General features: G+C 42.4%; 24 protein-coding genes, 1 tRNA gene, 2 pseudogenes and 1 other annotated feature. All 27 genes and pseudogenes read left to right on the forward strand.

Annotated elements, in window-relative coordinates:
• The first annotated feature begins 11 nt into the window (after positions 1-11).
• The 27 genes and pseudogenes from J2T50_RS04635 to J2T50_RS04770 all read left to right on the forward strand — a co-directional run bounded on the left by J2T50_RS04635 (position 12) and on the right by J2T50_RS04770 (position 24,591).
• Positions 12-83 (forward strand) — tRNA-Arg (locus J2T50_RS04635).
• 119 nt (positions 84-202) lie between these two features.
• Positions 203-1,231, forward strand: a complete 1,029-nt coding sequence (locus tag J2T50_RS04640) for a threonine aldolase family protein (protein ID WP_253364206.1) — start codon at positions 203-205, stop codon at positions 1,229-1,231.
• Between the two features lie 82 nt (positions 1,232-1,313).
• Complete coding sequence (locus tag J2T50_RS04645) at positions 1,314-2,456, forward strand: cysteine desulfurase family protein (RefSeq protein WP_253364209.1); 1,143 nt, start codon at positions 1,314-1,316, stop codon at positions 2,454-2,456.
• Positions 2,457-3,674, forward strand: coding sequence for a tRNA uracil 4-sulfurtransferase ThiI (gene thiI / locus J2T50_RS04650; protein ID WP_253364210.1), 1,218 nt, complete (start codon positions 2,457-2,459; stop codon positions 3,672-3,674). It abuts the gene before it with no gap.
• Entirely contained in the window at positions 3,674-3,856 is a 183-nt protein-coding gene (locus J2T50_RS04655; protein WP_253364211.1) for a hypothetical protein, read from the forward strand. The genes thiI and J2T50_RS04655 overlap by 1 nt, the downstream gene beginning before the upstream one ends.
• Before the next feature lie 138 nt (positions 3,857-3,994).
• The gene (locus J2T50_RS04660; protein WP_253364212.1) at positions 3,995-4,264 is read left to right on the forward strand and encodes a hypothetical protein; all 270 of its coding nucleotides are present in this window, start codon (positions 3,995-3,997) and stop codon (positions 4,262-4,264) included.
• A gap of 14 nt (positions 4,265-4,278) precedes the next feature.
• Entirely contained in the window at positions 4,279-4,623 is a 345-nt protein-coding gene (locus tag J2T50_RS04665) for an HIRAN domain-containing protein (RefSeq protein ID WP_253364213.1), read from the forward strand.
• 75 nt (positions 4,624-4,698) lie between these two features.
• Positions 4,699-4,770: a sequence feature (ribosomal protein L21 leader region), on the forward strand.
• Positions 4,771-4,805: 35 nt separating this feature from the next.
• The gene (gene rplU / locus J2T50_RS04670; RefSeq protein WP_049617884.1) at positions 4,806-5,120 is read left to right on the forward strand and encodes a 50S ribosomal protein L21; all 315 of its coding nucleotides are present in this window, start codon (positions 4,806-4,808) and stop codon (positions 5,118-5,120) included.
• A gap of 50 nt (positions 5,121-5,170) precedes the next feature.
• Positions 5,171-5,464, forward strand: a complete 294-nt coding sequence (rpmA, locus tag J2T50_RS04675; protein ID WP_018167286.1) for a 50S ribosomal protein L27 — start codon at positions 5,171-5,173, stop codon at positions 5,462-5,464.
• A 131-nt stretch (positions 5,465-5,595) separates the two neighbouring features.
• Positions 5,596-6,024 carry an RrF2 family transcriptional regulator gene (locus tag J2T50_RS04680; RefSeq protein WP_253364214.1) on the forward strand — a complete coding sequence of 143 codons (429 nt, stop codon included), beginning with the start codon at positions 5,596-5,598 and terminating at the stop codon, positions 6,022-6,024.
• Positions 6,021-7,349, forward strand: a complete 1,329-nt coding sequence (merA, locus tag J2T50_RS04685; RefSeq protein WP_253364215.1) for a hypothiocyanous acid reductase MerA — start codon at positions 6,021-6,023, stop codon at positions 7,347-7,349. Before J2T50_RS04680 ends, merA begins: the two co-directional genes overlap by 4 nt.
• A gap of 532 nt (positions 7,350-7,881) precedes the next feature.
• Positions 7,882-8,872 (forward strand): annotated as a pseudogene (locus tag J2T50_RS04690) (aminotransferase class I/II-fold pyridoxal phosphate-dependent enzyme); the annotation flags it as partial.
• 181 nt (positions 8,873-9,053) lie between these two features.
• Entirely contained in the window at positions 9,054-9,332 is a 279-nt protein-coding gene (locus tag J2T50_RS04700) for a DUF1905 domain-containing protein (protein ID WP_253364216.1), read from the forward strand.
• 112 nt (positions 9,333-9,444) lie between these two features.
• Positions 9,445-10,260 carry a formate/nitrite transporter family protein gene (locus J2T50_RS04705; protein ID WP_253364218.1) on the forward strand — a complete coding sequence of 272 codons (816 nt, stop codon included), beginning with the start codon at positions 9,445-9,447 and terminating at the stop codon, positions 10,258-10,260.
• An 84-nt stretch (positions 10,261-10,344) separates the two neighbouring features.
• Positions 10,345-11,250 (forward strand): LysR family transcriptional regulator, encoded by a 906-nt coding sequence (locus tag J2T50_RS04710; protein ID WP_253364220.1) that lies wholly within the window; start codon positions 10,345-10,347, stop codon positions 11,248-11,250.
• Position 11,251: 1 nt separating this feature from the next.
• The gene (gene lspA / locus J2T50_RS04715; RefSeq protein WP_253364222.1) at positions 11,252-11,716 is read left to right on the forward strand and encodes a signal peptidase II; all 465 of its coding nucleotides are present in this window, start codon (positions 11,252-11,254) and stop codon (positions 11,714-11,716) included.
• On the forward strand, positions 11,700-12,590 hold the full coding sequence (locus tag J2T50_RS04720) for an RluA family pseudouridine synthase (protein WP_253364224.1): 891 nt from the start codon (positions 11,700-11,702) through the stop codon (positions 12,588-12,590). Before lspA ends, J2T50_RS04720 begins: the two co-directional genes overlap by 17 nt.
• A 141-nt stretch (positions 12,591-12,731) precedes the next feature.
• On the forward strand, positions 12,732-13,304 hold the full coding sequence (locus tag J2T50_RS04725; RefSeq protein ID WP_253364517.1) for a TVP38/TMEM64 family protein: 573 nt from the start codon (positions 12,732-12,734) through the stop codon (positions 13,302-13,304).
• A 78-nt stretch (positions 13,305-13,382) separates the two neighbouring features.
• Entirely contained in the window at positions 13,383-13,718 is a 336-nt protein-coding gene (locus J2T50_RS04730; protein ID WP_253364226.1) for a zinc ribbon domain-containing protein YjdM, read from the forward strand.
• Positions 13,719-13,758: 40 nt separating this feature from the next.
• Positions 13,759-14,409, forward strand: a complete 651-nt coding sequence (locus J2T50_RS04735) for a Pr6Pr family membrane protein (RefSeq protein ID WP_253364228.1) — start codon at positions 13,759-13,761, stop codon at positions 14,407-14,409.
• Between the two features lie 184 nt (positions 14,410-14,593).
• Positions 14,594-15,118 (forward strand): bifunctional pyr operon transcriptional regulator/uracil phosphoribosyltransferase PyrR, encoded by a 525-nt coding sequence (gene pyrR / locus J2T50_RS04740; RefSeq protein WP_253364230.1) that lies wholly within the window; start codon positions 14,594-14,596, stop codon positions 15,116-15,118.
• A gap of 39 nt (positions 15,119-15,157) precedes the next feature.
• Complete coding sequence (locus tag J2T50_RS04745) at positions 15,158-16,084, forward strand: aspartate carbamoyltransferase catalytic subunit (protein WP_253364232.1); 927 nt, start codon at positions 15,158-15,160, stop codon at positions 16,082-16,084.
• Between the two features lie 49 nt (positions 16,085-16,133).
• Positions 16,134-17,222, forward strand: a complete 1,089-nt coding sequence (locus J2T50_RS04750; RefSeq protein WP_253364234.1) for a carbamoyl phosphate synthase small subunit — start codon at positions 16,134-16,136, stop codon at positions 17,220-17,222.
• Between the two features lie 183 nt (positions 17,223-17,405).
• Positions 17,406-20,582, forward strand: a complete 3,177-nt coding sequence (gene carB / locus J2T50_RS04755) for a carbamoyl-phosphate synthase large subunit (protein WP_253364236.1) — start codon at positions 17,406-17,408, stop codon at positions 20,580-20,582.
• 123 nt (positions 20,583-20,705) lie between these two features.
• A complete protein-coding gene (locus J2T50_RS04760; protein ID WP_253364238.1) occupies positions 20,706-23,240 on the forward strand; it encodes a M1 family metallopeptidase in 2,535 nt (844 codons plus the stop codon).
• 77 nt (positions 23,241-23,317) lie between these two features.
• Complete coding sequence (locus J2T50_RS04765; protein ID WP_253364239.1) at positions 23,318-23,674, forward strand: DUF1304 domain-containing protein; 357 nt, start codon at positions 23,318-23,320, stop codon at positions 23,672-23,674.
• Between the two features lie 87 nt (positions 23,675-23,761).
• Positions 23,762-24,591, forward strand: a pseudogene (locus tag J2T50_RS04770) (IS630 family transposase).
• Positions 24,592-24,697 lie beyond the last annotated feature (106 nt).

Here is a 24,697-nt window from a genome sequence, read left to right on the forward strand (position 1 = left end):
GCTTTGTCTATCCACCCTTAGTGTAATGGATATCACGTAAGATTCCGGTTCTTGAGATGGGGGTTCGATTCCCTCAGGGTGGATTATTAGAGTGAAAGTCTGTTTTTACAGGCTTTTTCTTATTGAGAAAGATTAGTAACTCTTATTAAGAGATTATTGAAAATTTTCTGAAAAATGTTATACTAGTATAACGAGGTGAATTATGTTACATTTTGAAAATGATTATAATAAAGGTGCGCATCCTGCACTCTTGCAGGCGCTTGTAGAGACGAATGATGAGGGGCTTTCTGGTTACGGGACAGATGTCTATACAGAGTCTGCGATTGAGAAGATTCGCCAGGCTTGTGACTGTCCGCAGGCACAGATTACGTTTTTGACGGGTGGTACTCAGACCAATCAAGTGGTGATTAATTCTATGTTGGCTTCCTACGAGGGAGTTGTGGCCGCAGAAACAGGTCATATTTCTGTTCATGAGGCAGGTGCCATTGAGTTTTCTGGGCACAAAGTTCTCACGCTTCCACATGAAAATGGGAAAATTTCTGCAGCAGCTGTCCGCCAGCTTTTGGTAGATTTTTATGCGGATGGCAATCGTGAGCATATGGTCTTCCCAGGAATGGTCTACATCTCTCATCCGACGGAATATGGTACGCTATATAGCAAGTCTGAATTGGAAGAGTTGTCTGCGCTTTGCCGTGAGTACAAGATTCCTCTTTTCTTAGATGGCGCTCGTTTGGGCTATGGTTTAGCGGCTAAGGATACGGATGTTGACTTGCCAACGATTGCCAAACTCGTAGATGTCTTTTATATTGGTGGGACTAAGATGGGAGCCTTGATGGGCGAAGCCATTGTCTTTATGCAGAATAATGAGCCAAAACATTTCACTCCAATTGTCAAGCAACATGGTGCTCTCTTGGCTAAGGGGCGTTTAAATGGAGTGCAGTTCGATCGTTTCTTTACGGAAAATCTTTACTTTGAATTAGGACAACATGCTGTTGATTTGGCTGAGGAATTGAAAGTGATTTTGGAAGAGAAAGGCTTTGAATTTTATCTCAAGTCACCAACAAACCAGCAATTTGTTATCGTAGAAAATGAGCAATTGACTGAGTTGACGGAAAAAGGAATCGTCTATGGCTTCTGGGAAAAATATGATGACAGCCGTACAGTCATCCGTTTTGCAACCAGCTGGTCTACAACCCGAGAAGAATTAGAAGAATTGAAAAATAGACTGTAAAACTCTGCTTAGCAGGGTTTTCTTCTATTATTGAACTTGAATTTTTGGTATAATGAGAGGTAATGTAGAAAAGGAAACAGATATGATTTACTTCGATAACTCGGCAACGACTCAGGTCTATCCTGAAGTCTTAAAAACGTATACGGAGGTAGCCACTAAGATTTGGGGCAATCCGTCTAGTCTTCATCATTTGGGTAGTCAGGCAACGCGTATTTTAGAAGCTGCACGCCAACAAATTGCAGAACTCTTGGGAAAAAAGGCAGAGGAGATTATGTTTACTTCTGGCGGTACTGAGGGGGATAACTGGGTCATTAAGGGTGTGGCTTTTGAAAAAGCCTATCTTGGCAAGCACATTATCGTTTCTGCAGTGGAACATCCTGCTGTTAAAGAATCAGTTCTTTGGCTGAAAACGCAAGGCTTTGAAGTGGATTTTGCACCGGTAGATGAAGCAGGTTATCTAGATCTTCAAGCACTGGAAAACCTCATCCGCAAGGATACGATTCTTGTCTCTGTTATGGCGGTCAATAATGAAATAGGTGCTGTTCAGCCGATTCAAGAAATTGCGGACTTGCTAGCGGGTAAGCCAACTATTTCTTTTCATGTAGATGCAGTTCAGGCTGTTGGCAAAGTACCGACAGATAGTTATTTGCCAGAGCGAGTTGATTTTGCGACTTTTTCAGGGCATAAATTTCATTCGGTACGCGGTGTCGGCTTCATCTATGCCAAAGCTGGCAAGAGATTGCAGCCTTTATTGACAGGTGGTGGTCAAGAGGGTGACCACCGTTCGACCACGGAAAATGTGGCAGGGATTGCAGCGACAGCTAAGGCACTTCGAATGACGCTGGAAAAAGCAGAAGTGGCTCAGAAACGCCTGCAAGCCATGAAAGAAGTGATTGTGGCTGGATTACAAGACTATAAGGACGTTGTTGTTTTTTCTCAATTGGAAAATGCTGCGCCCAATATCGTGACATTTGGTGTTAAATACATCCGTGGAGAAGTGATTGTCCATGCATTTGAAGAACACCAAATCTATATCTCCACAACATCAGCTTGCTCTTCCAAGGCTGGAAAACCAGCTGGAACCCTGATTGCTATGGGTGTGCCACAAAAATTAGCCCAGACAGCTGTCCGTGTTAGCTTAGATGAAGATAATGACATGGGACAGGTTGAGCAATTCTTAACCATTTTCAAACAAATTTACAACAAAACTCAGAAAGTGAGATAAATGAACTATTCAGAAATCATGGTGCGCTACGGTGAATTGTCGACCAAAGGCAAAAATCGGATGCGTTTCATCAATAAATTAAAAAATAATATTCAAGAAGCCTTGTCTATCTATCCAGATGTAACAGTTCACTTTGACCGTGACCGTGGGCACGTCTACCTAAATGGGACGGATTATCAGCCAGTAGCTGCTTCTTTGCAGAAGATTTTCGGTATCCAGAATTTTGCGCCGTCTTATAAGGTTGAAAAGTCTGTATCAGCCTTGCGTCAAGCCGTTCAGGATATTATGAAAGCCATCTATAAGGAAGGCATGACCTTTAAAGTGGCTGCACGTCGTAGCGACCACAGTTTTGAGTTGGATAGCCGCGATTTGAACCAAGAATTGGGTGGAGCAGTCTTTGAAGCTATTCCGAATGTTCAAGTACAGATGAAATCGCCCGATATCACTCTTCGTGTAGAAATTCGCGAAGATGCGGCTTATATTTCCCATGAAGAAATCAAGGGTGCGGGTGGGCTTCCAGTTGGTACTGCTGGTAAAGGGATGCTGATGTTATCTGGTGGTATTGATTCGCCAGTGGCGGGGTATTTGGCCCTAAAACGTGGTGTGGATATCGAAGCGGTACACTTCGCAAGCCCACCTTATACCAGCCCTGGTGCGCTTAAAAAGGCTCATGATTTGACACGAAAACTGACATCTTTTGGTGGTAATATTCAGTTTATCGAGGTGCCTTTTACAGAGATTCAAGAAGAGATCAAAAACAAGGCTCCGGAAGCCTATCTTATGACTTTGACTCGTCGCTTCATGATGCGGATTACAGATGCCATTCGTGAGAAACGAAACGGCCTTATCATCGTAAATGGTGAAAGTCTAGGGCAGGTAGCTAGTCAGACCTTGGAGTCTATGCAGGCAATCAATGCCGTGACCAATACGCCAGTGATTCGTCCCGTTATTACCATGGACAAGCTAGAAATTATTAATATTGCGCAGAAGATTGATACATTTGACATTTCTATTCAGCCATTTGAAGATTGCTGTACAATTTTTGCACCAGACCGTCCAAAAACCAATCCTAAAATCAAAAATGCAGAGCAATATGAAGCGCGTATGGATGTTGACGGTTTGGTCGAACGAGCAGTTACGGGCATTATGATTAGAGAAATCACTCCTGTTGAAGAAGTGCAAGATGAAGTTGATGGACTTATTGAAGATTTGCTGTAATGATGCATCCGGTTTTGAGTGATTTTTTTGATGGGCTATTAGGATCGTACACATTTTCAACGGGAGTAGAGAATGTATTCTACGATCGCCTTCCTTATGCGACCTATTATGTAGGACAATTAACCAAGTTCCTTTTGTGGATTGGTGTCATCCGCTATGCTTTAAGAAAACAACATCCATAGGTGGGCTTGTTTCAACTGAAAAACATAGCAAAAGAGATGTGGAGGACAACTAGTGGAAAATTAGAATGTGTGGTTCTCCTTTTCTGGGTGACGTTCCTATTTGTCAGCACGATAAATAGTGTGTCTACTGCTTTGCCTATGATGCAAGGATATTTTAAAACGGCAGGCGATGGAATCGATGAGGAAATTCAGGTTCTTCATACTCGGAGTGGAGGAAGTAAGTCGTCAGCTGGAGAAATAGATGCTCTCTTCGTATCTTCAGTAGACGAACGCAGTTATTTTCTTCATGTCATTAATGCCAGTAAAACTTTGGTTAAACAGACAGAAGAAGGGCAAATTTACGAGACGGTATTGTATCTAGACAACAGAGGTCAACAATTTTTAGTTGATGACTTTATCAGTGAATAATAAAGGAGTTTTATATGACACACGTATTAAAAGGCTTTGAACCGAGTCGTCATTATTTAGACTTTCACTTGGCTGCTTTTGCTTATTATGATGGCTTAGAAGTCATCGACCAGTTAAAATTAGGTGCACCAGTTCAACTCATGGCAGAACCGGAAAATATTCACGATCCACATGCTGTAGCCATTTTCTTTGAAAATACAAAAATTGGTTACGTACCAGCTGATTATAATCAAGAATTGTCCAAATTTCTCTACTTTGGGTATGGCGATATTTTCGAAGCTCGCATTCAAATGGTAAATCACGAAACGCATCCAGAACGTCAATTTAGAGTAGTAGTGAAATTGAAAGATAATCGCTAAAAATTCTCTAAAAACTACAGACTTTCTCTTGTCAAATAGCGAGAGGAGTGCTATACTAGGATTGTTGACTATGCACACCCTGTGCAACCGCACGATTACCGTTTTAAGTGGTTCGCCCCACGGTACTAGGCGAGTCTTCACAAAAATAGCGGGGAAACCCAAAAATCCATAGGAGGTGCATAATGAGCACATATGCAATCATTAAAACTGGCGGTAAACAAGTTAAAGTTGAAGCTGGTCAAGCTATCTACGTTGAAAAATTGAACGCAGAAGCAGGTCAAGAAGTTACATTTAACGAAGTTGTTCTCGTTGGTGGCGACAAAACTGTTGTTGGTACACCACTTGTAGAAGGTGCAACTGTTGTAGGTACTGTTGAGAAACAAGGTAAACAAAAGAAAGTTGTTTCTTATAAATACAAACCTAAAAAAGGTAGCCACCGTAAACAAGGTCACCGTCAACCTTATACAAAAGTTGTTATCTCAGCTATCAACGCTTAAGAGCGTCTAGCCTAACAACTGTCATCACATAATTTTGGAGGAATAACATTATGTTAAACTTGAATCTTGCTCAATTAAACCTCTTCGCCCACAAAAAAGGTGGAGGTTCAACATCAAATGGTCGTGACTCACAAGCAAAACGCCTTGGTGCTAAAGCTGCTGATGGTCAAACTGTATCAGGTGGTTCTATCCTTTACCGCCAACGTGGTACAAAAATCTACCCAGGTGCTAACGTAGGCCGTGGTGGAGATGACACTCTTTACGCTAAAGTAGAAGGTGTTGTACGTTTCGAACGTAAAGGTCGCGATAAAAAACAAGTTTCTGTTTACCCAATCGCTAAATAAGCAACTTGTCTATGAAAAAGTCTTCTTTTTGAGAAGGCTTTTTTTCGTATTTAGGATTCGATTCAAATTTTTGACAAAGGAATTTTTCTAGTTTAAAATGTAATTATAAAAATTACCTTTAAAGAAGAACAATGAATTTATATTTTAATATGGCTGTGCATGCCTTGGCATATTTGGTAAAGCATGCCGGGGAGAGTTTTTCTTCGCAAGAACTAGCGGAGCTGATTTGTGTTAATCCTGTTCAATTGCGCTCGGTCATGCGCCCGTTAGTGGAGCACCGGCTTGTTATTTCTAAAAAAGGCAAGTTCGGTGGCTACAGTGTTGATGCCCACATTGGCGAGATTTATCTGGATCAGATTTTTCTTTTGTTTCGGGAAGTGGAGCAGGATAGTCGCATTTATACAGGGACAGGTGAGAGTCATTGTGAAATTGCCCGCAATATGACCAAGGTCATGAAGTCTTATGCAGAGCAGGAGTACCAAGCTCTAAAAAATCTTTATTCTGGGGTTCAACTGAAGGATGTTTTAAATAAAATAGAAGCTATGGAGGCTGTCAAATGAAAAAATATCATCTAATTGTAATTGGTTTTGGTAAAGCAGGAAAAACCATCGCCAAACAAGCAAGTAAGCATGGCGAAAAAGTTGCACTTATTGAAAAAAGTGCTGGCATGTATGGCGGAACTTGTATCAATATTGCCTGCATTCCGACCAAGGTATTGGTAGAGGCTAGCCGTGAAGGATTGGCTTTTCAAGAAGCGATTGCTCGTAAAAATGCGGTTGTGTCTGCCCTCAATCAAAAGAATTTTCATTTATTAGCAGATGATGAAAATATCGATGTCATCGATGGTTTGGCGACCTTTAAGGATGATAAAGTGATTGCGGTTACGAAAGAAAATGGTGAAATAGAGACGCTAACTGCGGATAAAATTGTGATCAATACTGGTGCTAGTCCATTTATCCCTGAGATTAAGGGAGTGAGAGAGTCGCGTTTTGTTTATGACTCAACATCCATGATGAATCGGGAAGAACTCCCTGAAAAATTGGTTATTATCGGTGGAGGCTATATTGCGCTTGAGTTTGCCTCTTTCTTCGCTAATTTCGGTAGCAAGGTAACGGTTGTGGAGCGGGCAGAAAATATTTTAACAAAAGAAGACCCAGAAATTGCGGCTCAAGTGGTGAAAGATTTGTCAGGTGCGGGAATTGAATTTGTCCTTAGCGCAGACACGCAAGAAATCAAGGACGGGGAACAGTTTACTACAGTGGTGACAAATAAGGGTGAATTTGAAGCCGATGCAGTCTTGGTTGCTGCTGGAAGACGTCCAAACACGCAAAATCTTGGATTGGAAAATACAAACATCCAAGTCGGAAAAGGTGGAGAAGTGGTCGTTAATAACTTTTTAGAAACCGATGTTACTGGTGTTTATGCGGCTGGTGATGTCAAAGGTGGACTACAATTTACCTATATTTCCTTAGATGATGCGCGGATTTTGCAGGACCAATGGTATGGAAAGAAAGAACGTTCACTGAACAATCGTGGGAATGTTCCTTATTCTGTTTTTATCACACCGGTCCTAGGACGAGTTGGTTATACATTGGATGAAGCCTTGAAAAATGGCTACCAAGCGGTTGAAAACAGCCTGCCAGTCAGCCAAATTCCAAGACATAAGATCAATAATGACCCACGAGGCCTCTTTAAGGTAGTAGTGGACAAAGAAAGTCGTGAAATTCTAGGTGCCAGCCTCTACGGAGAAAATGCAGAAGAGTTGATCAATGTGATTAAAATGGCTATGGACAACCATCTTCCATTTACCTATCTCCGAGACAATATCTACACGCATCCAACTATGATTGAGTCCTTTAACGATCTCATGAATCTTTCTCTCTAATCAGATAAATATTCTTTTGCGATGTTTTTTACAAAAATAAATATAGAAAACGGATAAAATACGAACTAAATGGTGTGGATTGATACTTTTTAAAAAAAGTATCGACGAAACCAAACTTACATGCTACACTTAAAAAGCTTAGAAAAGGTGTTTTCTAGCAAATATAAACCCGAGTAAACAAAAGCCTACGGACAGGCAGGGTTGAATGCCGAAGCGGGATTAGTCACCAACTTTTCCCCTTATTGATAGGGTTAAAAGCCTACATTTTATAAGTTGATTTCAGTGGTCAAAGGACATACTGAAGGCTCAATAAAGTACGTAATATTTGCAACTGGAGAGTTAGGAAACATCTGGAACGAATTACTCAACAGAAACAAAGACAAAAAAACGTCATACGATTGTAGAGCAGGTGAAAACCTGCTCTTTTTTCATAAATGATAAACACTTGATGGGGTACCAGAGGTGAAAGTGCTAGGGTACTGCGTATAATTTTTGGAATATTCCAAAAAATAACTTTGTAAGGAGTGTATCATTGAATAGAGTGAATCAGGGAAATGCCCCGATCTATCAAGGATTGGTCAATCTGCGGAAACAACGGATTGTTCCTTTTGATGTGCCTGGGCATAAGCGCGGGCGTGGCAATCCAGAGTTGGTAGAATTGCTGGGTGAAAAGTGTGTTGGAATTGATGTCAATTCCATGAAGCCTCTGGATAATTTGGGTCATCCAGTATCCATCATTCGTGAGGCGGAAGAATTAGCTGCGGATGCCTTTGGTGCCCATCATGCTTGGTGGGACCACATCAGCAGTTCAGGCTATGATTCTTGCGACCTGCAAGGCTGGCGATAAGATTATTTTGCCGCGGAATGTACATAAGAGTGCCATCAATGCTTTGGTTCTCTGTGGGGCGATTCCGATTTATATCGAGATGAGTGTCAATCATCAGATTGGGATTGCACTCGGTCTTGAAAATGAACGCTTGGTTCAAGCTATCAAGGACCATCCAGATGCTAAAGCGGTTTTAATCAATAATACGACCTATTATGGTATTTGTTCGGATTTGAAAGGTTTAACAGAGATGGCTCATGCAGCCGGGATGAAGGTCCTAGTGGATGAAGCGCACGGAGCTCATTTGTTTTTTAATGAGCATTTGCCCATGTCGGCAATGGAAGCGGGGGCGGATATGTCAGCTGTTTCCATGCATAAGTCGGGTGGTAGCTTGACGCAGAGTTCGATTTTGCTGATGGGAGAAGGGCAAAATCCTGAATACGTTCGGCAGATTATCAATTTAACCCAGTCGACGAGTGCCTCCTATCTGCTCTTGTCGAGTTTGGATATTTCCCGTCGTAATCTTGCTCTGCGGGGGCGAGAGTCATTTGAAAAAGTGATTGAGATGGCGGAATATGCTCGTCGAGAAATCAATGCTATCGGCGGCTACTATGCCTACTCGAAAGAATTGATTGATGGAGTGATGGTATGTGATTTTGATGTGACCAAGCTATCCATTTACACGCAGGGAATTGGCTCCTATCTGGTCCAGTCTGTGGTCAATGACCGCATTAAAAATGGGCAAAAACGTGCTTTCCAACTCGCAGTTGATAAGGACAATGATGTAGCACGAACACTTTACGAAAAATTGGATTTCAAAGTAGTAACTGAAATTTGTTATTATACGGCTTGAATTAGATGCATGTAGACTGAAAGAGGTGAACTATGCGTGTCATACGGAAATTGTTGAAACATCGGATAATGGCGGTGTCTATCTCCGCCTGCCTTGGGATATCAGGAAAGAATTTGGGAAAGGCAGGCTAAAAGTAGAGGCAACCTTTGACGGTGTTCCTTATCACGGCAGTATTGTCAATATGGGCGTCAAGCATGCTGATGGCAATATTTGTTATATCATCGGCATTCCTAAAAAAATTCGAAAAGCCATCGGAAAATCGCATGAAGACATGGTACATGTTCGCATAGTGATAGCAGAGTAAACTTTTTTTGAAAAAAGAGACAAAAACTAAAAGTAAGCCTTTTCTTTTTTTGAAAATCTGATATACTAATACAGTACGTGATAAAAATCACAAATCTGTATGAGGTAAGAAAATGATAGACTATCCAGAATCCAGCAGTCCCTTGCTGACAAGCTTAGACAAGAGCATTAAGAAAAAGGCAGAGTTGATTGAGACCAACTACGGCGCCTATGCTGTACGTGCCATGCTAGCTACGCTTTATCTGACCCTAGGATATGCGATTTCAGTTGTTGTCATGGACAAGCTCAATCATTTGGTCGATGGCTGCGGAAAATTTGGCTACGCCTTCCTATTTGGCTGGGGCCTGACCATGATTGTCTATATGAATGCGGAACTCGGCACGTCCAATATGATGTACATGACAAGTGCTGTTCACCGCAAGGTGATTCCGACCAAAACGGCTTTGAAAATTCTCTTTAGCTGTATCGCCTTTAACTTCCTCGGAGCGGTGATTACCTGCTATTTCTTGTCGCTGACCAGTCCATTTCAGCCAGGTCATGTCGAGGCTCACAGTGCTATACTTGAAATGGCCACTCTGAAATTAAGCAAAACACCGCTGACACAATTTGTAGAAGGGATTTTTGCCAACATCGTGGTGAATATTTCCGTTCTTGCAGCCCTTCGCATGAAAGATGATGCTGGGAAAATCATAGCGACCATTTGTATCATTTTCATCTTCGCTTTTCTTGGTTATGAGCACGTCATTGCCAATTTCTCGACTTTCTCACTAGCCTATTTTGTCAATGGAGGACCGGTTGAAGGGATGACACTTCTGTCAGTCTTATCGAATTTCCTTTTCTCAGGACTTGGGAATTTTGTTGGCGGCGGTCTAGTTATGGGCCTGACCTATAGCTGGCTCAATCAAAAAAGTAAATTGTATTTGGATTAAATAAAAAAGTAAGAGACTTCCTGTAAGTCTCTTTTTTCAGTGCAATATGGTATAATGATGAAGAATGAAAAAAGGAAGAATGCTATGAATATTCAACAATTACGTTATGTTGTGGCCATTGCCAACAGCGGAACTTTTCGGGAGGCTGCTGAGAAAATGTTTGTCTCTCAACCCAGCTTGTCGATTTCAGTTCGTGATTTGGAAAAGGAGTTGGGCTTTAAGATTTTTAGTCGGACCAGCTCGGGTACTTTTTTGACACGTCGCGGCATGGAATTTTATGAAAAGGCCCAGCAATTGGTCAAGGGATTTGACAGTTTCGAACACCTCTATTTGCAGTCTGAGGAAGAGCGACCAGAGTTCTCGATTTCCAGTCAGCACTATGATTTCTTACCACCTTTGATGACAGAGTTTTCGGAAAATTTTCCTGAATACCGTAATTTTCGGATTTTTGAGTCTACAACGGTGCAGATTTTGGATGAGGTATCTCAAGGTCATAGTGAGTTGGGCATTATCTATCTCAATCCGCGTAATACCAAGGGAATTATGCAAAAGTTGACTAAGCTGCATTTGGATGTGGTGGAGATGATTCATTTCCAAACGCATATTTACATCCGCAAAGGTCATCCGCTAGCCAGCCGGAAAGAGATTAAATTAGAAGACTTGAAGGGTTTGCCAACGGTACGATTTACGCAAGAAAAAGAGGAATACCTCTACTATTCTGAAAATTTCTTTGATACATCGGATTCATCGGTGACCTATGATGTGACTGACCGAGCTACCTTGAATGGAATCCTGGAGCGGACAGACGCCTATGCTACGGGTTCTGGATTCTTAGACAGTGAAAGTGTGCACGGTATTACAGTTATCCCGCTTGTTGATGAAATGGAAAATCGTATGGTTTATGTCAAACGCGAAGATGCTGATTTGAGTCAATGTGCCCAAGATTTTGTGGCAGCCATGCAGGAATATTTTGATAAGAAGAAAGGGTAAGATGAGAAAATTTAGCTTTCCAGTTTTAATAGCTGGTTTGATTGGCCTCGATCAGCTGGTCAAATGGTGGACGGTAAGCAATGTTGAATTGGATACCAGCCGGGAATGGATTTCTGGTTTTATGAGTTTGGCTTACCTTAGAAATTATGGAGCAGCTTACTCAATGCTGCAAAATCAGCAATGGCTCTTTACCATCATTACGCTCGTTGTGATGACAGCAGCCATCTGGTATTTTATCAAGCAGATTGATGGCAGTCTCTGGCAACTGTTTGCCCTGTCTTTGATTATCGCAGGTGGTCTTGGAAATTTTATCGATCGCTTGAGATTGGGTTATGTGGTGGATATGTTTAAGACAGAGTTTATTGATTTCCCAGTCTTCAATGTAGCAGATGCTTGCTTGACAGTCGGAGTTGCGGTATTGTTTATTTGTATCCTAAAAGAGGAGGAATATGGAAGTAAAAATTAAAAATGGTGGTGTTCGTCTAGACAAGGCCTTGGCAGATGAGACAGAATTATCACGCCCCCTTGCCAACGAGCAAGTCAAACTTGGTCAAGTCTTGGTTAACGGTCAGGTAAAAAAAGCCAAGTACAGTGTTCAAGTAGGCGATATCATCACCTATCAATTACCAGAAATCGTAGAAGTAGACTATGTGGCAGAAGACATTCCTTTGGATATGGTCTATGAAGATGCAGATGTTGCAGTGGTCAATAAACCACAAGGCCTGGTTGTTCATCCATCTGCGGGGCATCCTTCTGGTACCTTGGTCAATGCGCTCTTGTATCATGTCAAAGACCTATCAGGTATCAATGGAGTTGCGCGTCCAGGAATTGTCCACCGGATTGATAAGGATACATCTGGCTTGCTCATGATTGCTAAAAACGATGAGGCACATACAGCTCTGGCAGAAGAATTGAAAGCTAAGAAGTCTTTGCGCAAATACCTTGCTATCGTTCATGGGAATCTACCAAATGACCGTGGCGTCATTGATGCACCCATTGGTCGTTCGGAGAAAGACCGCAAGAAGCAAGCAGTAACGGCTAAAGGAAAAGATGCGGTGACACGTTTTCAAGTAGTGGAACGCTTTGGAGATTATACCTTGGTGGAGCTCACCTTAGAGACAGGGCGTACCCATCAAATTCGTGTTCACATGGCTTATATTGGTCATCCAGTAGCAGGAGATGAGGTCTATGGCCCACGCAAGACATTGAAGGGGCATGGTCAATTTCTCCATGCACAGACGCTCGGTTTTACACATCCAAAAACAGGCGAGCTTGTGACCTTCACAGCACCAGCGCCAGCTATTTTCCAAGAAACACTAGAAAAATTAAGAAAAGATTAAAAGTCAGGTGTTCCCGTCTTTTTTCTATAAACTGTTTTATCTCAGCCTAAAGACCGAGGTTCTTGTCCTATAGCTATGGTACAATGACTGTAGAGGAAAGTAAGTATGTTAAAATCTGAAGAAAAATTAAAAAGAATTCGTATGGTCGTGAGGGGCATTGGCTGGATTATGCTGATTTTGACAACGCTCTTGGTCGTGCATCTCTTTTTCCAAGGCTACTTAACGGATGCTCAAAAATTGAAGTCTGTTGTCCATAAAGCGGGTATCTGGGGTCCATTGCTCTTTCTAGCTGTTCAGATTGTGCAGGTGGCTATTCCCATTCTGCCAGGTGGCGTGACAACTTTAGCAGGTGTGCTGATTTTTGGGAATTTTTGGGGCTTTGTATGGAATTATATCGGTATTTGTGCTGGTTCTGTTTTGGGCTTTCATATCGCTAAGACCTTTGGTCGTCCCATTTTACATGCCTTTTTCAGTCCCAAGACCATTGCCAGTTATGAAAAACACACCAATTCTGACAGTAAGTTTACCAAGTATTTTGCCTGGGCCATCTTTTTGCCGGTGGCGCCAGATGATTTGCTCTGCTATTTGGCAGGGACAACCAGCATGAGTTATAAGACTTTTACTTGGATTATTTTACTTGGAAAGCCCGCTTCCTTGTTGATTTACAGTTTGGGATTGACGACCGTGCTTAAGCATTTCTTCGGAATCGTTTAGTATGAAACCATTGTCATCTTGCCCAAATATTCCCTTCATGCTATACTAGAGTCTGTATTATTTATTGAAGGAGATGACATGGAAACTTTACCAAATTGTGTAAAATGCCAATCAGAATATGTATATGAGGATGGGGCTCTCTTAGTTTGCCCTGAGTGTGCCTACGAATGGAACCCAGCTGAACTTGCTGAGGAAGATGCCATTCTTGCAATTGATGCAAATGGAAATCGTTTGGCAGATGGTGATACAGTGACATTGATCAAAGACTTGAAAGTCAAAGGTGCACCCAAAGACTTGAAACAAGGTACGCGCGTGAAAAATATTCGTATCGTTGAGGGTGACCACAACATCGATTGCAAGATTGATGGCTTTGGTGCCATGAAACTCAAATCAGAATTTGTCAAGAAAATTTAATCCAAAGAGACAAATGTCTCTTTCTTTTTAGGAGTATACTATGAGAATCAAACTATTATATTTGTCGAGATGTCTGCTAGCCTTATTGGCGGTTGTGGGAACGAGCATGGAGATTGCCAAGTACGGCATCGGCATGTTGATGTATTATACAGTACAGTCCAATTTATTAGTGGCGCTGTTTTCGCTCTATATGGTTTATGTCATGAGTCGAAAATTGGATATGCAGTCACCTAAATTTTTACGGATAAAAGCAGCGGTTACCATGTCTATCATGATTACCTTTGTCATTTATCATTTGCTGTTGGCGCCGATTGTGACAGATTTTTGGCGCGTTGAAAATATTCTCTGCCATTACATTGTACCGCTTTACTTTTTCGCGGATACCTTGTTCTTTGATAAGCAAAAGCAGTACAAGTGGTTTGACCCAATCTGGTGGACGTCGCTTCCCTTGCTTTATATGATTTTTGGCTTGGTCAACGGCCTCTTTATCAAGATTCCAATTCCTGATGCTAAAGACAGTCCCTTTGCCTATTTCTTCCTAAATGTGACCAAATACGGCTGGAATTTTGTATTGACCTACGCCGGCACCATCTTTGTCGTTTATTTAATCGCAGGATTTGTCTTACTAGGTATCAAATCCATTTCCTTTAAGAAAAGAGCCTGGGAACACGAATTATTTCCTGATTTTTAGGTAAATATTTGTCAGAAAAAAGAAGTTTTGCTATACTATAGTCAATGAATCCTTTAAGAACTGTCCCGTGAGACAGACAAGGAGTAGACGTAGAATAGGGAGACAGTCTGTCTGCCTACATTTTGCTGAAATCTCCTTGAAAAGGGAGATTTTTTTCTTGCCTGGCAAGAGTTTGGAGGAAGACATGAAAACTAAGGAAATTGTCGATGAAATGACAATGAAACGCGCCATCACGCGTATTACTTATGAGATTATCGAACGCAATAAACAGCTAGATAAGATCGTCCTGGCTGGAATTAAGACACGTGGTGTCTATATTGCTCGCCGCATTCAAGAACGCTTGAAACAGCTGGAAGGTATCGATGTTCCAATCGGTGAATTGGATACCAAGCCTTTCCGTGATGATGTCAAGATGGAAGAAGACACGACGCTGATGGAAGCGGATGTGAATGACCGCGATGTTATCCTTGTCGATGATGTACTTTATACTGGACGTACCATCCGTGCAGCCATTGATAATGTGGTTTCACTTGGGCGACCTGCTCGTGTAAGTTTGGCAGTCTTGGTAGACCGTGGTCACCGCGAATTGCCTATTCGAGCGGACTATGTTGGGAAAAATATTCCAACCAGTCGATTGGAAGAAATTGTTGTCCATGTCACAGAAGTGGATGGACAAGATCAGGTTCTTCTAGTAGAAGTAGCACAGTAAGTTTCAGTAGATTCATCAATAAAAAGGTAGGTGTTCGTCATGACAGTTACGAATGGTAAAGTTTCACTCAAGCATTTGGTTACAATGGAAACTCTCTCCAATGAGGAAGTTTTTGGCTTGATACAGCGTGGTCTAGCCTTCAAACGAGGACAAGCAGATTTTCAAACCGATCGGCAGTACTTTGCATCTAATCTCTTCTTTGAAAATTCAACTCGGACGCATAAGTCATTTGAAATGGCAGAGTTAAAACTTGGAATGGGAATGATTGACTTTGATGCCAAAACTAGCTCGGTCAATAAGGGAGAGACGCTTTACGATACCATTTTGACCATGAGTGCCTTGGGAGTGGATATCTGTGTGGTTCGCCACCCGGATGTGGACTATTATAAGCAGCTCATTGATAGTCCGACCATCCAGACTTCTATTGTTAATGGAGGAGACGGATCGGGGCAGCATCCCAGCCAGTCATTGCTTGACTTGATGACCATTTATGAAGAATTTGGTGGCTTTGAGGGCTTGAAAGTGGTTATTGCAGGTGACATTACACACTCTCGTGTGGCCAAGTCAAATATGCAAATTCTCAAGCGTCTTGGAGCAGAGATTTACTTTGCCGGACCAAGCCAGTGGTATTCTGATGAGTTTGATGTCTATGGACAGCACATTGCCATTGATGACATGATCGAAGAAGTAGATGTTATGATGCTCTTGCGTGTGCAGCATGAGCGTCATGATGGAAATGAAAGCTTTTCAAAAGAAGAATACAATCGTTGCTACGGACTGACAGATGACCGATACAAACGCTTGAAGAGTACAGCCATTGTGATGCACCCTGCGCCTGTCAACCGGGATGTGGAGATTGATGACCACTTGGTAGAGGCACCAAAATCGCGGATTGTCCGTCAGATGACAAATGGTGTCTTTGTCCGCATGGCTATTCTCGAAGCTGTTTTGAATGGCAAAGCCTAGCAAGAATCAACGTTAAAGAACTCCAGAGAGGGTTTACGAAAGGAAATACATGACCAAACGATTATTAATTTTAGAAGATGGGACCATTTTTGAAGGTCAGGCATTTGGCGCGGATATTGATGTGACGGGAGAAATCGTCTTCAATACAGGGATGACCGGCTACCAAGAATCCATTACAGACCAGTCTTACAATGGTCAGATTTTGACCTTTACCTATCCCTTAATAGGGAATTACGGTATCAATCGTGACGATTACGAGTCCATTAAGCCGACCTGCAAAGGGGTAGTGGTTGCTGAAAATGCCCGCAGAGCTAGCAACTGGAGGAACCACTTATCACTTGATGAATTTCTCAAGTCCAAAAATATTCCCGGGATTTCAGGGATTGATACACGGGCTTTGACGAAAATTATTCGCCAACACGGCACGATGAAAGCTACTATAGCAGATGAGGGCGACAGTATTGAGCACTTGAGCGACCAGCTCCGTGCAACGGTCCTTCCGACAAATAATATTGAGCAGGTGTCTACCAAGACGGCCTACCCAGCACCAGGTGTCGGTAAAAATATCGTCTTGGTTGACTTTGGGCTCAAGCACTCGATTTTACGTGAATTTTCTAAGCGAAACTGCAATGTGACTGTAGTGCCATTTGACACAAAAGCCGAGGAAATTCTCCACCTTAATCCAGACGGAGTGATGTTGTCGAACGGCCCTGGTAACCCTGAGGATGTGCCGGAAGCTTTGGAGATGATTCGTGGAATTCAGGGGCAAATTCCTATATTTGGGATTTGTATGGGACATCAATTGTTCAGTCTGGCAAATGGTGCGACAACCTACAAAATGAAATTTGGTCACCGTGGCTTCAACCATGCAGTCCGCGAAATTGCGACGGGGCGTGTTGATTTTACTAGCCAAAATCATGGGTACGCAGTTGATCGTGAGACCTTGCCTGAAGAGTTGATTGTCACACATGAAGAAATCAACGACAAGTCAGTCGAAGGGGTACGGCACCGTTATCTACCAGCTTTTTCTGTGCAATTTCACCCAGATGCAGCACCTGGTCCGCACGATGCTTCCTATCTCTTCGATGAATTTCTCGAAATGATTGATGCCTTCCAACTGGAAAAAACACGTTTGTAGTATTTAATGTCACCCCGCGAGGTGACGAATAGGAAAGGAGAAAAAGAGGGGGCGTATTTAATTTTTGTAATTGAATACGGGCTACGAACTGTGACAAAAAGATAGATTTTCCTAGAATCAATGGATTCTTCGTCAAATCTCCTATTTTGTCTTTGTTCGCTAGACGCCCTTTATATCTTAAACATGCCAAAACGTTCTGATATTCATAAAATTATGGTGATTGGGTCTGGTCCGATTATTATTGGTCAGGCTGCTGAGTTTGACTATGCGGGAACGCAAGCTTGTCTTGCTTTGAAGGAGGAGGGCTACAGTGTTGTCCTGGTCAATTCAAATCCCGCGACGATTATGACCGATAAGGAAATTGCAGATAAGGTTTATATTGAGCCGATTACGCTGGAGTTTGTGACGCGTATTTTGCGCAAAGAAAGACCGGATGCGCTTTTGCCAACGCTTGGTGGTCAAACAGGTCTCAACATGGCCATGGAATTGTCCAAAAATGGGATTTTGGATGAATTGGGCGTGGAGTTACTTGGAACCAAGTTGTCTGCTATTGATCAGGCCGAGGACCGTGACCTCTTCAAGCAACTCATGGAGGAGCTTGAGCAACCGATTCCTGAATCTGAAATTGTCAATACCGTTGAGGAAGCTGTTGCTTTTGCGGTGACGATTGGTTATCCAGTCATTGTCCGTCCAGCCTTTACCCTTGGTGGTACGGGTGGCGGCATGTGTGCCAATGAGGATGAGTTACGAGAAATTGCTGAGAATGGGCTCAAGCTGTCACCGGTGACTCAGTGCTTGATTGAGCGTTCCATTGCAGGTTTTAAGGAAATCGAGTACGAGGTCATGCGTGATGCCGCGGACAATGCCCTCGTAGTGTGTAACATGGAAAACTTTGACCCTGTTGGGATTCACACAGGAGACTCCATCGTATTTGCTCCAACGCAAACTCTTTCAGACATTGAAAACCAAATGCTGCGCGATGCCAGTCTCAAAATCATTCGAGCTCTTAAAATCGAAGGTGGCTGTAACGTTCAGCTGGCGCTTGACCCGCATAGTTTTAAATACTATGTCATCGAAGTTAACCCACGGGTGTCTCGCTCATCAGCCCTTGCTTCCAAAGCGACAGGTTACCCAATTGCTAAATTGGCGGCGAAAATTGCTGTTGGATTGACTCTGGATGAGATGATTAACCCTGTTACAGGAACGACCTACGCCATGTTTGAGCCAGCGCTTGACTATGTCGTAGCTAAAATTCCGCGTTTCCCATTTGATAAGTTTGAAAATGGTGAGCGTCGTCTGGGGACCCAGATGAAAGCCACCGGCGAAGTTATGGCCATCGGGCGCAACATTGAAGAAAGTCTTCTCAAGGCTTGCCGTTCGCTTGAAATCGGTGTCCATCACAATGAAATGCCTGAGCTGATTCAGGTGACTGATGATGCCCTTCTTGAAAAAATTGTAAAAGCACAAGATGACCGTATCTTCTATCTTTCCGAAGCCATTCGCCGAGGATTTACCATTGAGGAATTAGCTGACTTAACAAAAGTTGATATTTTCTTCCTGGATAAATTGTTGCATATCTTTGAAATTGAGCAGGACTTGGCTAGCCATCCTAAGGACGTCTGGTCTTTGAAGGAAGCTAAACGAAATGGATTTTCTGACTGTAAAATTGCTGAATTGTGGCAGATGACGGCAAAAGAAGTACGCGTCTTCCGTCATGCTTACAAGATCTTACCAGTCTACAAAATGGTAGACACCTGCGCAGCTGAATTTGAATCAGCGACGCCTTATTTCTACTCGACCTACGAATGGGAAAATGAGTCTATCAAATCCGATAAAGAATCAGTTATCGTTCTTGGTTCTGGTCCAATCCGTATCGGCCAAGGTGTGGAGTTTGACTACGCGACCGTTCACTCAGTAAAAGCTATTCAGGCTGCGGGCTATGAAGCCATTATTATGAATTCAAATCCTGAGACAGTGTCGACAGACTTTTCCGTTTCAGATAAGCTCTACTTTGAACCATTGACGTTTGAAGATGTTATGAATGTCATCGAGTTGGAGCAGCCAAAAGGAGTTGTGGTCCAGTTTGGAGGACAAACAGCGATTAACTTGGCAGAAAGTTTATCTCAGGCAGGTGTGCAAATTCTTGGGACACAGGTTGCTGATCTTGACCGTGCTGAAGACCGTGACCTCTTTGAACAAGCTTTGAAAGCTCTAGACATTCCACAGCCACCAGGTTATACGGCGACTAATGAAGAAGAAGCCGTTGAAGCGGCTCGTAAGGTTGGCTTCCCAGTACTTGTGCGTCCATCCTATGTCCTCGGCGGACGGGCTATGGAAATCGTTGAGAATGAAGATGATCTTCGTTCCTACATGCGGACAGCGGTTAAGGCTAGCCCAGACCATCCAGTTCTCGTTGACTCTTATATCGTTGGCCGTGAGTGCGAAGTAGATGCTATTTCGGACGGAAAAGATGTTCTGATTCCTGGGATTATGGAGCATATCGAGCGCGCAGGCGTTCACTCAGGCGACTCCATGGCTGTTTACCCACCGCAAGGATTGTCCCAAAAAGTCAAAGATACCATTGCAGACTACACTAAGCGTTTGGCTATCGGTCTCAACTGTATCGGTATGATGAACATCCAGTTTGTCATAAAAGACGAAGTGGTCTATGTGATTGAGGTAAACCCACGTGCCAGTCGTACGGTACCATTCCTCTCAAAAGTGACCAATATCCCAATGGCGCAAGTTGCAACCAAGTTGATTTTGGGCGAGAGCTTGGCAGAGCAAGGTTATGAAGATGGTCTCTATCCTGAAAGCAATCTGGTCCATGTCAAGGCCCCTATCTTCTCCTTCACCAAGCTGGCTAAGGTTGATAGCCTCCTAGGACCGGAAATGAAGTCGACAGGTGAGGTCATGGGAACAGACACAACGCTTGAAAAAGCCCTATACAAAGCCTTTGAAGCGACTTATTTCCATATGCCGGAATTTGGAAATGTCGTCTTTACCATTGCAGATGATACCAAGGAAGAGGCTTTGCAACTCGCAAAACGTTTTGATAGAATCGGCTATGCCATTTTTGCCACAAGTGGAACAGCAGCCTTCTTTGCAGAAAACGGCTTAGAGGCTTGCTTAGTTGGAAAAATCGCAGAAAGCGAAAATGACATCCCAAGCCTCGTTCGCTCAGGTCAAGTGCAAGCCATTGTCAATACCGTTGGAACCAAACGGACTGCTGACACGGATGGTCAAGTCATCCGAAGTTCGGCGATTGAACAAGGAGTTCCCCTCTTTACAGCCTTAGATACGGCTGAGGCAATGGTGCGCGTTCTAGAAGGACGTAGCTTTACTACACAAGCTATTTAAAATAGCAATTAGAACCCCAAGAAAAACGAGTCTTTTGACTTGTTTTTCTTTCACCTAATTTCTGAAAAAAATCTCTATCTGTGGTAGAATAAGAGAAGAATTTACGGAAATAAAGGAGAAATAATGAATTCTGTAGCTCGTTTAATTGAAGCATTTGTCCCAGAAAACTACAATCTTTTCTTGGATTTGAATCGTACTAATAAGACTTTTTCTGGTCTGGTTACCATTACTGGTCAAGCCTTGAAGGAAACTGTTGCCTTGCACCAACGTGATTTGTCGGTTTCATCTGTCAAAGTTGCTGGTCAAGAAGTGAATTTCCAAGTGGATAATGAATTGGAAACTGTTGCATTTTCAGTAGCCAATCTTGGTGACACAGTCCTTGAAGTGGCCTTTTCTGGAAATATCACAGACAACATGGATGGTATCTATCCTTCTTACTACACACTTGATGGTGAGAAAAAAGAACTCTTGGGAACACAGTTTGAAAGCCATTTTGCTCGTCAAGCATTCCCATCTATTGATGAACCAGAGGCGAAAGCAACCTTTGATCTTAGCTTGAAATTTGACCAATCTGAAGGAGAAATCGCCCTTTCGAACATGCCAGAAATCCAAGTTGAGAACCGCAAGGAAACTGGTGTTTGGACATTTGACACGACACCACGCATGTCATCCTATCTCTTGGCATTTGTTTGTGGAGACTTGCAAGGCAAAACGACACATACTAAAAATGGTACTTTGGTTGGTTCTTACTCAACCAAGGCTCATTCCATGGAAAGTCTTGATTTCTCATTGGAAATTGCAGTCAAGGCCATTGAGTTCTATGAAGATTACTTCGGTGTAGCCTACCCAATTCCACAGTCTCTCCATGTCGCTTTACCAGACTTCTCAGCTGGTGCCATGGAAAACTGGGGCCTTGTGACCTACCGTGAGGTCTACTTGGTTGTTGATGAAAATTCGACCTTGGCAAGCCGTCAGCAAGTGGCTCTTGTTATCGCTCACGAAGTGGCTCACCAATGGTTTGGTAATCTCGTTACTATGAAATGGTGGGATGACCTTTGGCTCAATGAATCATTTGCCAACATGATGGAGTACGTCTGTGTCAATAGCATCAAACCTGAGTGGGAAATTTTTGACGATTTCCAAACGTCAGGTGTACCTTTGTCACTCAAACGAGATGCGACGGACGGTGTCCAATCCGTTCACGTTGCGGTTCATCACCCAGATGAAATCAATACACTCTTTGACCCTGCTATCGTTTATGCAAAAGGAAGCCGTCTCATGCACATGTTGCGCCGTTGGTTAGGGGATGCGGATTTTGCAAAAGGCTTGGGCGCTTACTTTGAAAAACACAAGTATGGCAATACTGTCGGAACAGACCTTTGGAATGCACTTGGAGAAGCTTCTGGCCGTGACGTTGCAGGCTTTATGGATTCATGGTTGGAACAACCAGGTTACCCAGTATTGACAGTCTCTGTAGAAAATGACACTCTGAAAATTCATCAAGAGCAATTCTTCATTGGTGAAAATGAAGACAAGGGTCGCATCTGGCAAGTACCGCTCAACAGCAATTGGACTGGTCTTCCAGACACATTGACAACTGAAACCTTGGAAATTCCAAACTACAGCGCTCTGGCTGCACAAAATGAAGGTGCCCTCCGTTTCAATACTGAAAATACAGCCCACTATATTACCAACTATCAAGGCGAGCTTTACCAAGCTATCGTTGACGAATTGGCAGGTTTAGACAAGGTATCTAAGTTGCAAATTATCTTGGAACGCAATCTCTTGTCTCGTGGGGGTCGTGTGTCCGTAGCCAGTCTCTTGGACTTATTACCAAGTTTAGAAAAAGATACAGAAAATATCGTTCTCGTTGCCGTGGCAGATATCCTTGGTGCAGTTGAGACAGTTATTGATGAAGATTCTGAAGAGGAAAAAGCCTACAAAGAATTGGTCAAGTCAACTCTTCGTTACAACTACGAACGTCTTGGATTTGAAAAACGTGAGGGTGAAGCAGAAGAAGATGAAAAATCACGTCAAATGGTCTGGTCATGGATGATTTATGCAGGAGAACAATCTGCTATCGATGCAGCTGCAAACTTGTATAAAGAGTATGACGGCAAATTGTCATCATTACCAGCTGCCCTTCGTGCTCTCGTCCTTGGCAACCAAGTCAAAAACTTTGAAAGCAAGGAAGTGACAGACACTTACCTTCAAGAATACATTGCAACCAATGATGGGAACTACCAACGTCAACTCATGGCTGCCCTCTCAAATACCAAAAACCAAGAAACGGTTGAACAGCTCTTGGTTAATTGGCAAGATAAATATGTGGTGAAACCACAAGACTTGTCTATCTGGTATTTCAATTTCCTTGGTCATGACTTCACACAAGGAACTGTATGGGCTTGGGCACAAGAAAATTGGGATTGGATCAAGTCTGCTCTTGGAGGCGATATGAGCTTTGACAAGTTCGTCATTTACCCAGCTGGCGCATTCAAGACTACTGAGCGTTTGGCTGAGTACAAAGCCTTCTTTGAACCTCAATTGACAGATATGGCGATTAGCCGAAATATCAGCATGGGAATCAAAGAAATTGCAGCTCGTGTTGACTTCATCGAACGTGAAAAATCAGCTGTTAGCCAGGCTCTTCTCAAATAATATAGAAAAACCAGAATGATTTTCTGGTTTTTTTCTGAAAATTTTGCTACAATCTAGGGCGAGAAAAGGAGGACTTTATGTCTATTATTACAATTATTTTAGGAACTCTTGTCGCACTTGAATTTTTCTATATTTTTTACCTTGAAACGATTGCGACGACATCTACAGCAACTGCGCGTGTCTTCAATATGAGCCAGGAAGAGCTGCAAAATAAAAACGTTACAACTTTATTTAAAAATCAAGGTGTTTACAATCTCTTGATTGGTCTACTTATCTTGGTTGCGCTCTATATTTTCCCAAGCGTTACTTGGTTGGCGGTGTTGTTGGTCTACATCATTTTGGTGGCTATTTACGGCGGTATGACTAGCGATAAGATGATTATTTTGAAACAAGGTGGATTGGCTATTCTGACCTTGTTGACGCTTTTATTTTAGATTGATTTTCTAGCAAGATGTACTTGCTAGTTTTTTTATTTATATTATTTTGAATTTACAATAGTACAAATGTGTTATAATAGAATTATGGCATATTCAGTAGATTTTCGTAAAAAAGTTCTCGATTATTGTGAACGAACAGGTAATATTTCAGAGGTTGCGATTGTGTTTGGTCTTTCTCGCAACACTATTTATGGATGGAAAAAGTTGCGGAAGCAAACAGGAAAACTTGAGCATCAAGTCAAGGGGACCAAGCCTCGCAAAGTTAATCGCGAGCGGTTAAAGTCCTTTATCGAAGAGCATTGAGATTGCTTTGGAATTTGATTGTCATCCGAGTGCAATTCACTATGCACTTAAAGCCATGGGCTACACTCGAAAAAAAGAATTGTACCTACTATGAGCAGGACCCAGAAAAAGTAGCTGTTTTTCAAGCCGCTTTTGAAAAACTATGTCACTTACCCACAGTTTATATTGACGAAACAGGTTTTAATACCTACTTTTATCGAGAATATGGTCGTTCCCCTTGTGGTCGGATGATTGAGGGAAAGGTTTCAGGTAAGAAGTATCAACGTATTTCTCTGGTCGCAGGTCTAGTTGGCGATAGGATTATTGCTCCCATGACTTATGAATCCACCATGACAAGTGAGTTTTTTGAGGCCTGGTTTAAGGAGTTCTTGTTGCCTAACTTAGATAGCCCTTCTCTGATTATCATGGATAACGCAAGGTTTCATCGAATGAGGCAGCTAAGGATATTATGTGAGGACAGAGGACATATAGTATTACCTCTTCAACCCTATTCCCCAGAGCTGAATCCCATCGAGAAAATCTGGGCTCATATTAAAAAGCATCTTAGAAAGGTATTGTCAACTTGTAATACCTTTCTAGATGCTCTTTTGTCCTATTCTTGTTTCACTTGACTATATATTAAATTAAGAAAAGATAAATGTTTAAAAAACATGGTATTGTAAGGGTTTTCGAGAGCTTATTTGTTTGACTTTAATCTTTTTTAGTGTTAATATACCC

This window comes from Streptococcus gallinaceus (assembly GCF_024170225.1).
In the GTDB taxonomy this organism is placed as follows: Bacteria; Bacillota; Bacilli; order Lactobacillales; family Streptococcaceae; genus Streptococcus; species Streptococcus gallinaceus.

Bases quoted from the DNA above. Each gene is read 5' to 3' on its own strand.
- J2T50_RS04655 (WP_253364211.1), top strand. From the start codon at position 3,674: ATGATGCATCCGGTTTTGAGTGATTTTTTTGATGGGCTATTAGGATCG.
- J2T50_RS04765 (WP_253364239.1), top strand. From the start codon at position 23,318: ATGTCTATTATTACAATTATTTTAGGAACTCTTGTCGCACTTGAATTT.
- J2T50_RS04735 (WP_253364228.1), top strand. From the start codon at position 13,759: ATGAGAATCAAACTATTATATTTGTCGAGATGTCTGCTAGCCTTATTG.
- J2T50_RS04665 (WP_253364213.1), top strand. From the start codon at position 4,279: ATGACACACGTATTAAAAGGCTTTGAACCGAGTCGTCATTATTTAGAC.
- J2T50_RS04760 (WP_253364238.1), top strand. From the start codon at position 20,706: ATGAATTCTGTAGCTCGTTTAATTGAAGCATTTGTCCCAGAAAACTAC.
- J2T50_RS04725 (WP_253364517.1), top strand. From the start codon at position 12,732: ATGGTCGTGAGGGGCATTGGCTGGATTATGCTGATTTTGACAACGCTC.
- J2T50_RS04660 (WP_253364212.1), top strand. From the start codon at position 3,995: ATGATGCAAGGATATTTTAAAACGGCAGGCGATGGAATCGATGAGGAA.
- carB (WP_253364236.1), top strand. From the start codon at position 17,406: ATGCCAAAACGTTCTGATATTCATAAAATTATGGTGATTGGGTCTGGT.
- rpmA (WP_018167286.1), top strand. From the start codon at position 5,171: ATGTTAAACTTGAATCTTGCTCAATTAAACCTCTTCGCCCACAAAAAA.
- J2T50_RS04720 (WP_253364224.1), top strand. From the start codon at position 11,700: ATGGAAGTAAAAATTAAAAATGGTGGTGTTCGTCTAGACAAGGCCTTG.
- J2T50_RS04705 (WP_253364218.1), top strand. From the start codon at position 9,445: ATGATAGACTATCCAGAATCCAGCAGTCCCTTGCTGACAAGCTTAGAC.
- J2T50_RS04645 (WP_253364209.1), top strand. From the start codon at position 1,314: ATGATTTACTTCGATAACTCGGCAACGACTCAGGTCTATCCTGAAGTC.
- J2T50_RS04745 (WP_253364232.1), top strand. From the start codon at position 15,158: ATGACAGTTACGAATGGTAAAGTTTCACTCAAGCATTTGGTTACAATG.
- J2T50_RS04730 (WP_253364226.1), top strand. From the start codon at position 13,383: ATGGAAACTTTACCAAATTGTGTAAAATGCCAATCAGAATATGTATAT.
- J2T50_RS04680 (WP_253364214.1), top strand. From the start codon at position 5,596: ATGAATTTATATTTTAATATGGCTGTGCATGCCTTGGCATATTTGGTA.
- pyrR (WP_253364230.1), top strand. From the start codon at position 14,594: ATGAAAACTAAGGAAATTGTCGATGAAATGACAATGAAACGCGCCATC.
- merA (WP_253364215.1), top strand. From the start codon at position 6,021: ATGAAAAAATATCATCTAATTGTAATTGGTTTTGGTAAAGCAGGAAAA.
- J2T50_RS04640 (WP_253364206.1), top strand. From the start codon at position 203: ATGTTACATTTTGAAAATGATTATAATAAAGGTGCGCATCCTGCACTC.
- rplU (WP_049617884.1), top strand. From the start codon at position 4,806: ATGAGCACATATGCAATCATTAAAACTGGCGGTAAACAAGTTAAAGTT.
- thiI (WP_253364210.1), top strand. From the start codon at position 2,457: ATGAACTATTCAGAAATCATGGTGCGCTACGGTGAATTGTCGACCAAA.
- lspA (WP_253364222.1), top strand. From the start codon at position 11,252: ATGAGAAAATTTAGCTTTCCAGTTTTAATAGCTGGTTTGATTGGCCTC.
- J2T50_RS04750 (WP_253364234.1), top strand. From the start codon at position 16,134: ATGACCAAACGATTATTAATTTTAGAAGATGGGACCATTTTTGAAGGT.
- J2T50_RS04710 (WP_253364220.1), top strand. From the start codon at position 10,345: ATGAATATTCAACAATTACGTTATGTTGTGGCCATTGCCAACAGCGGA.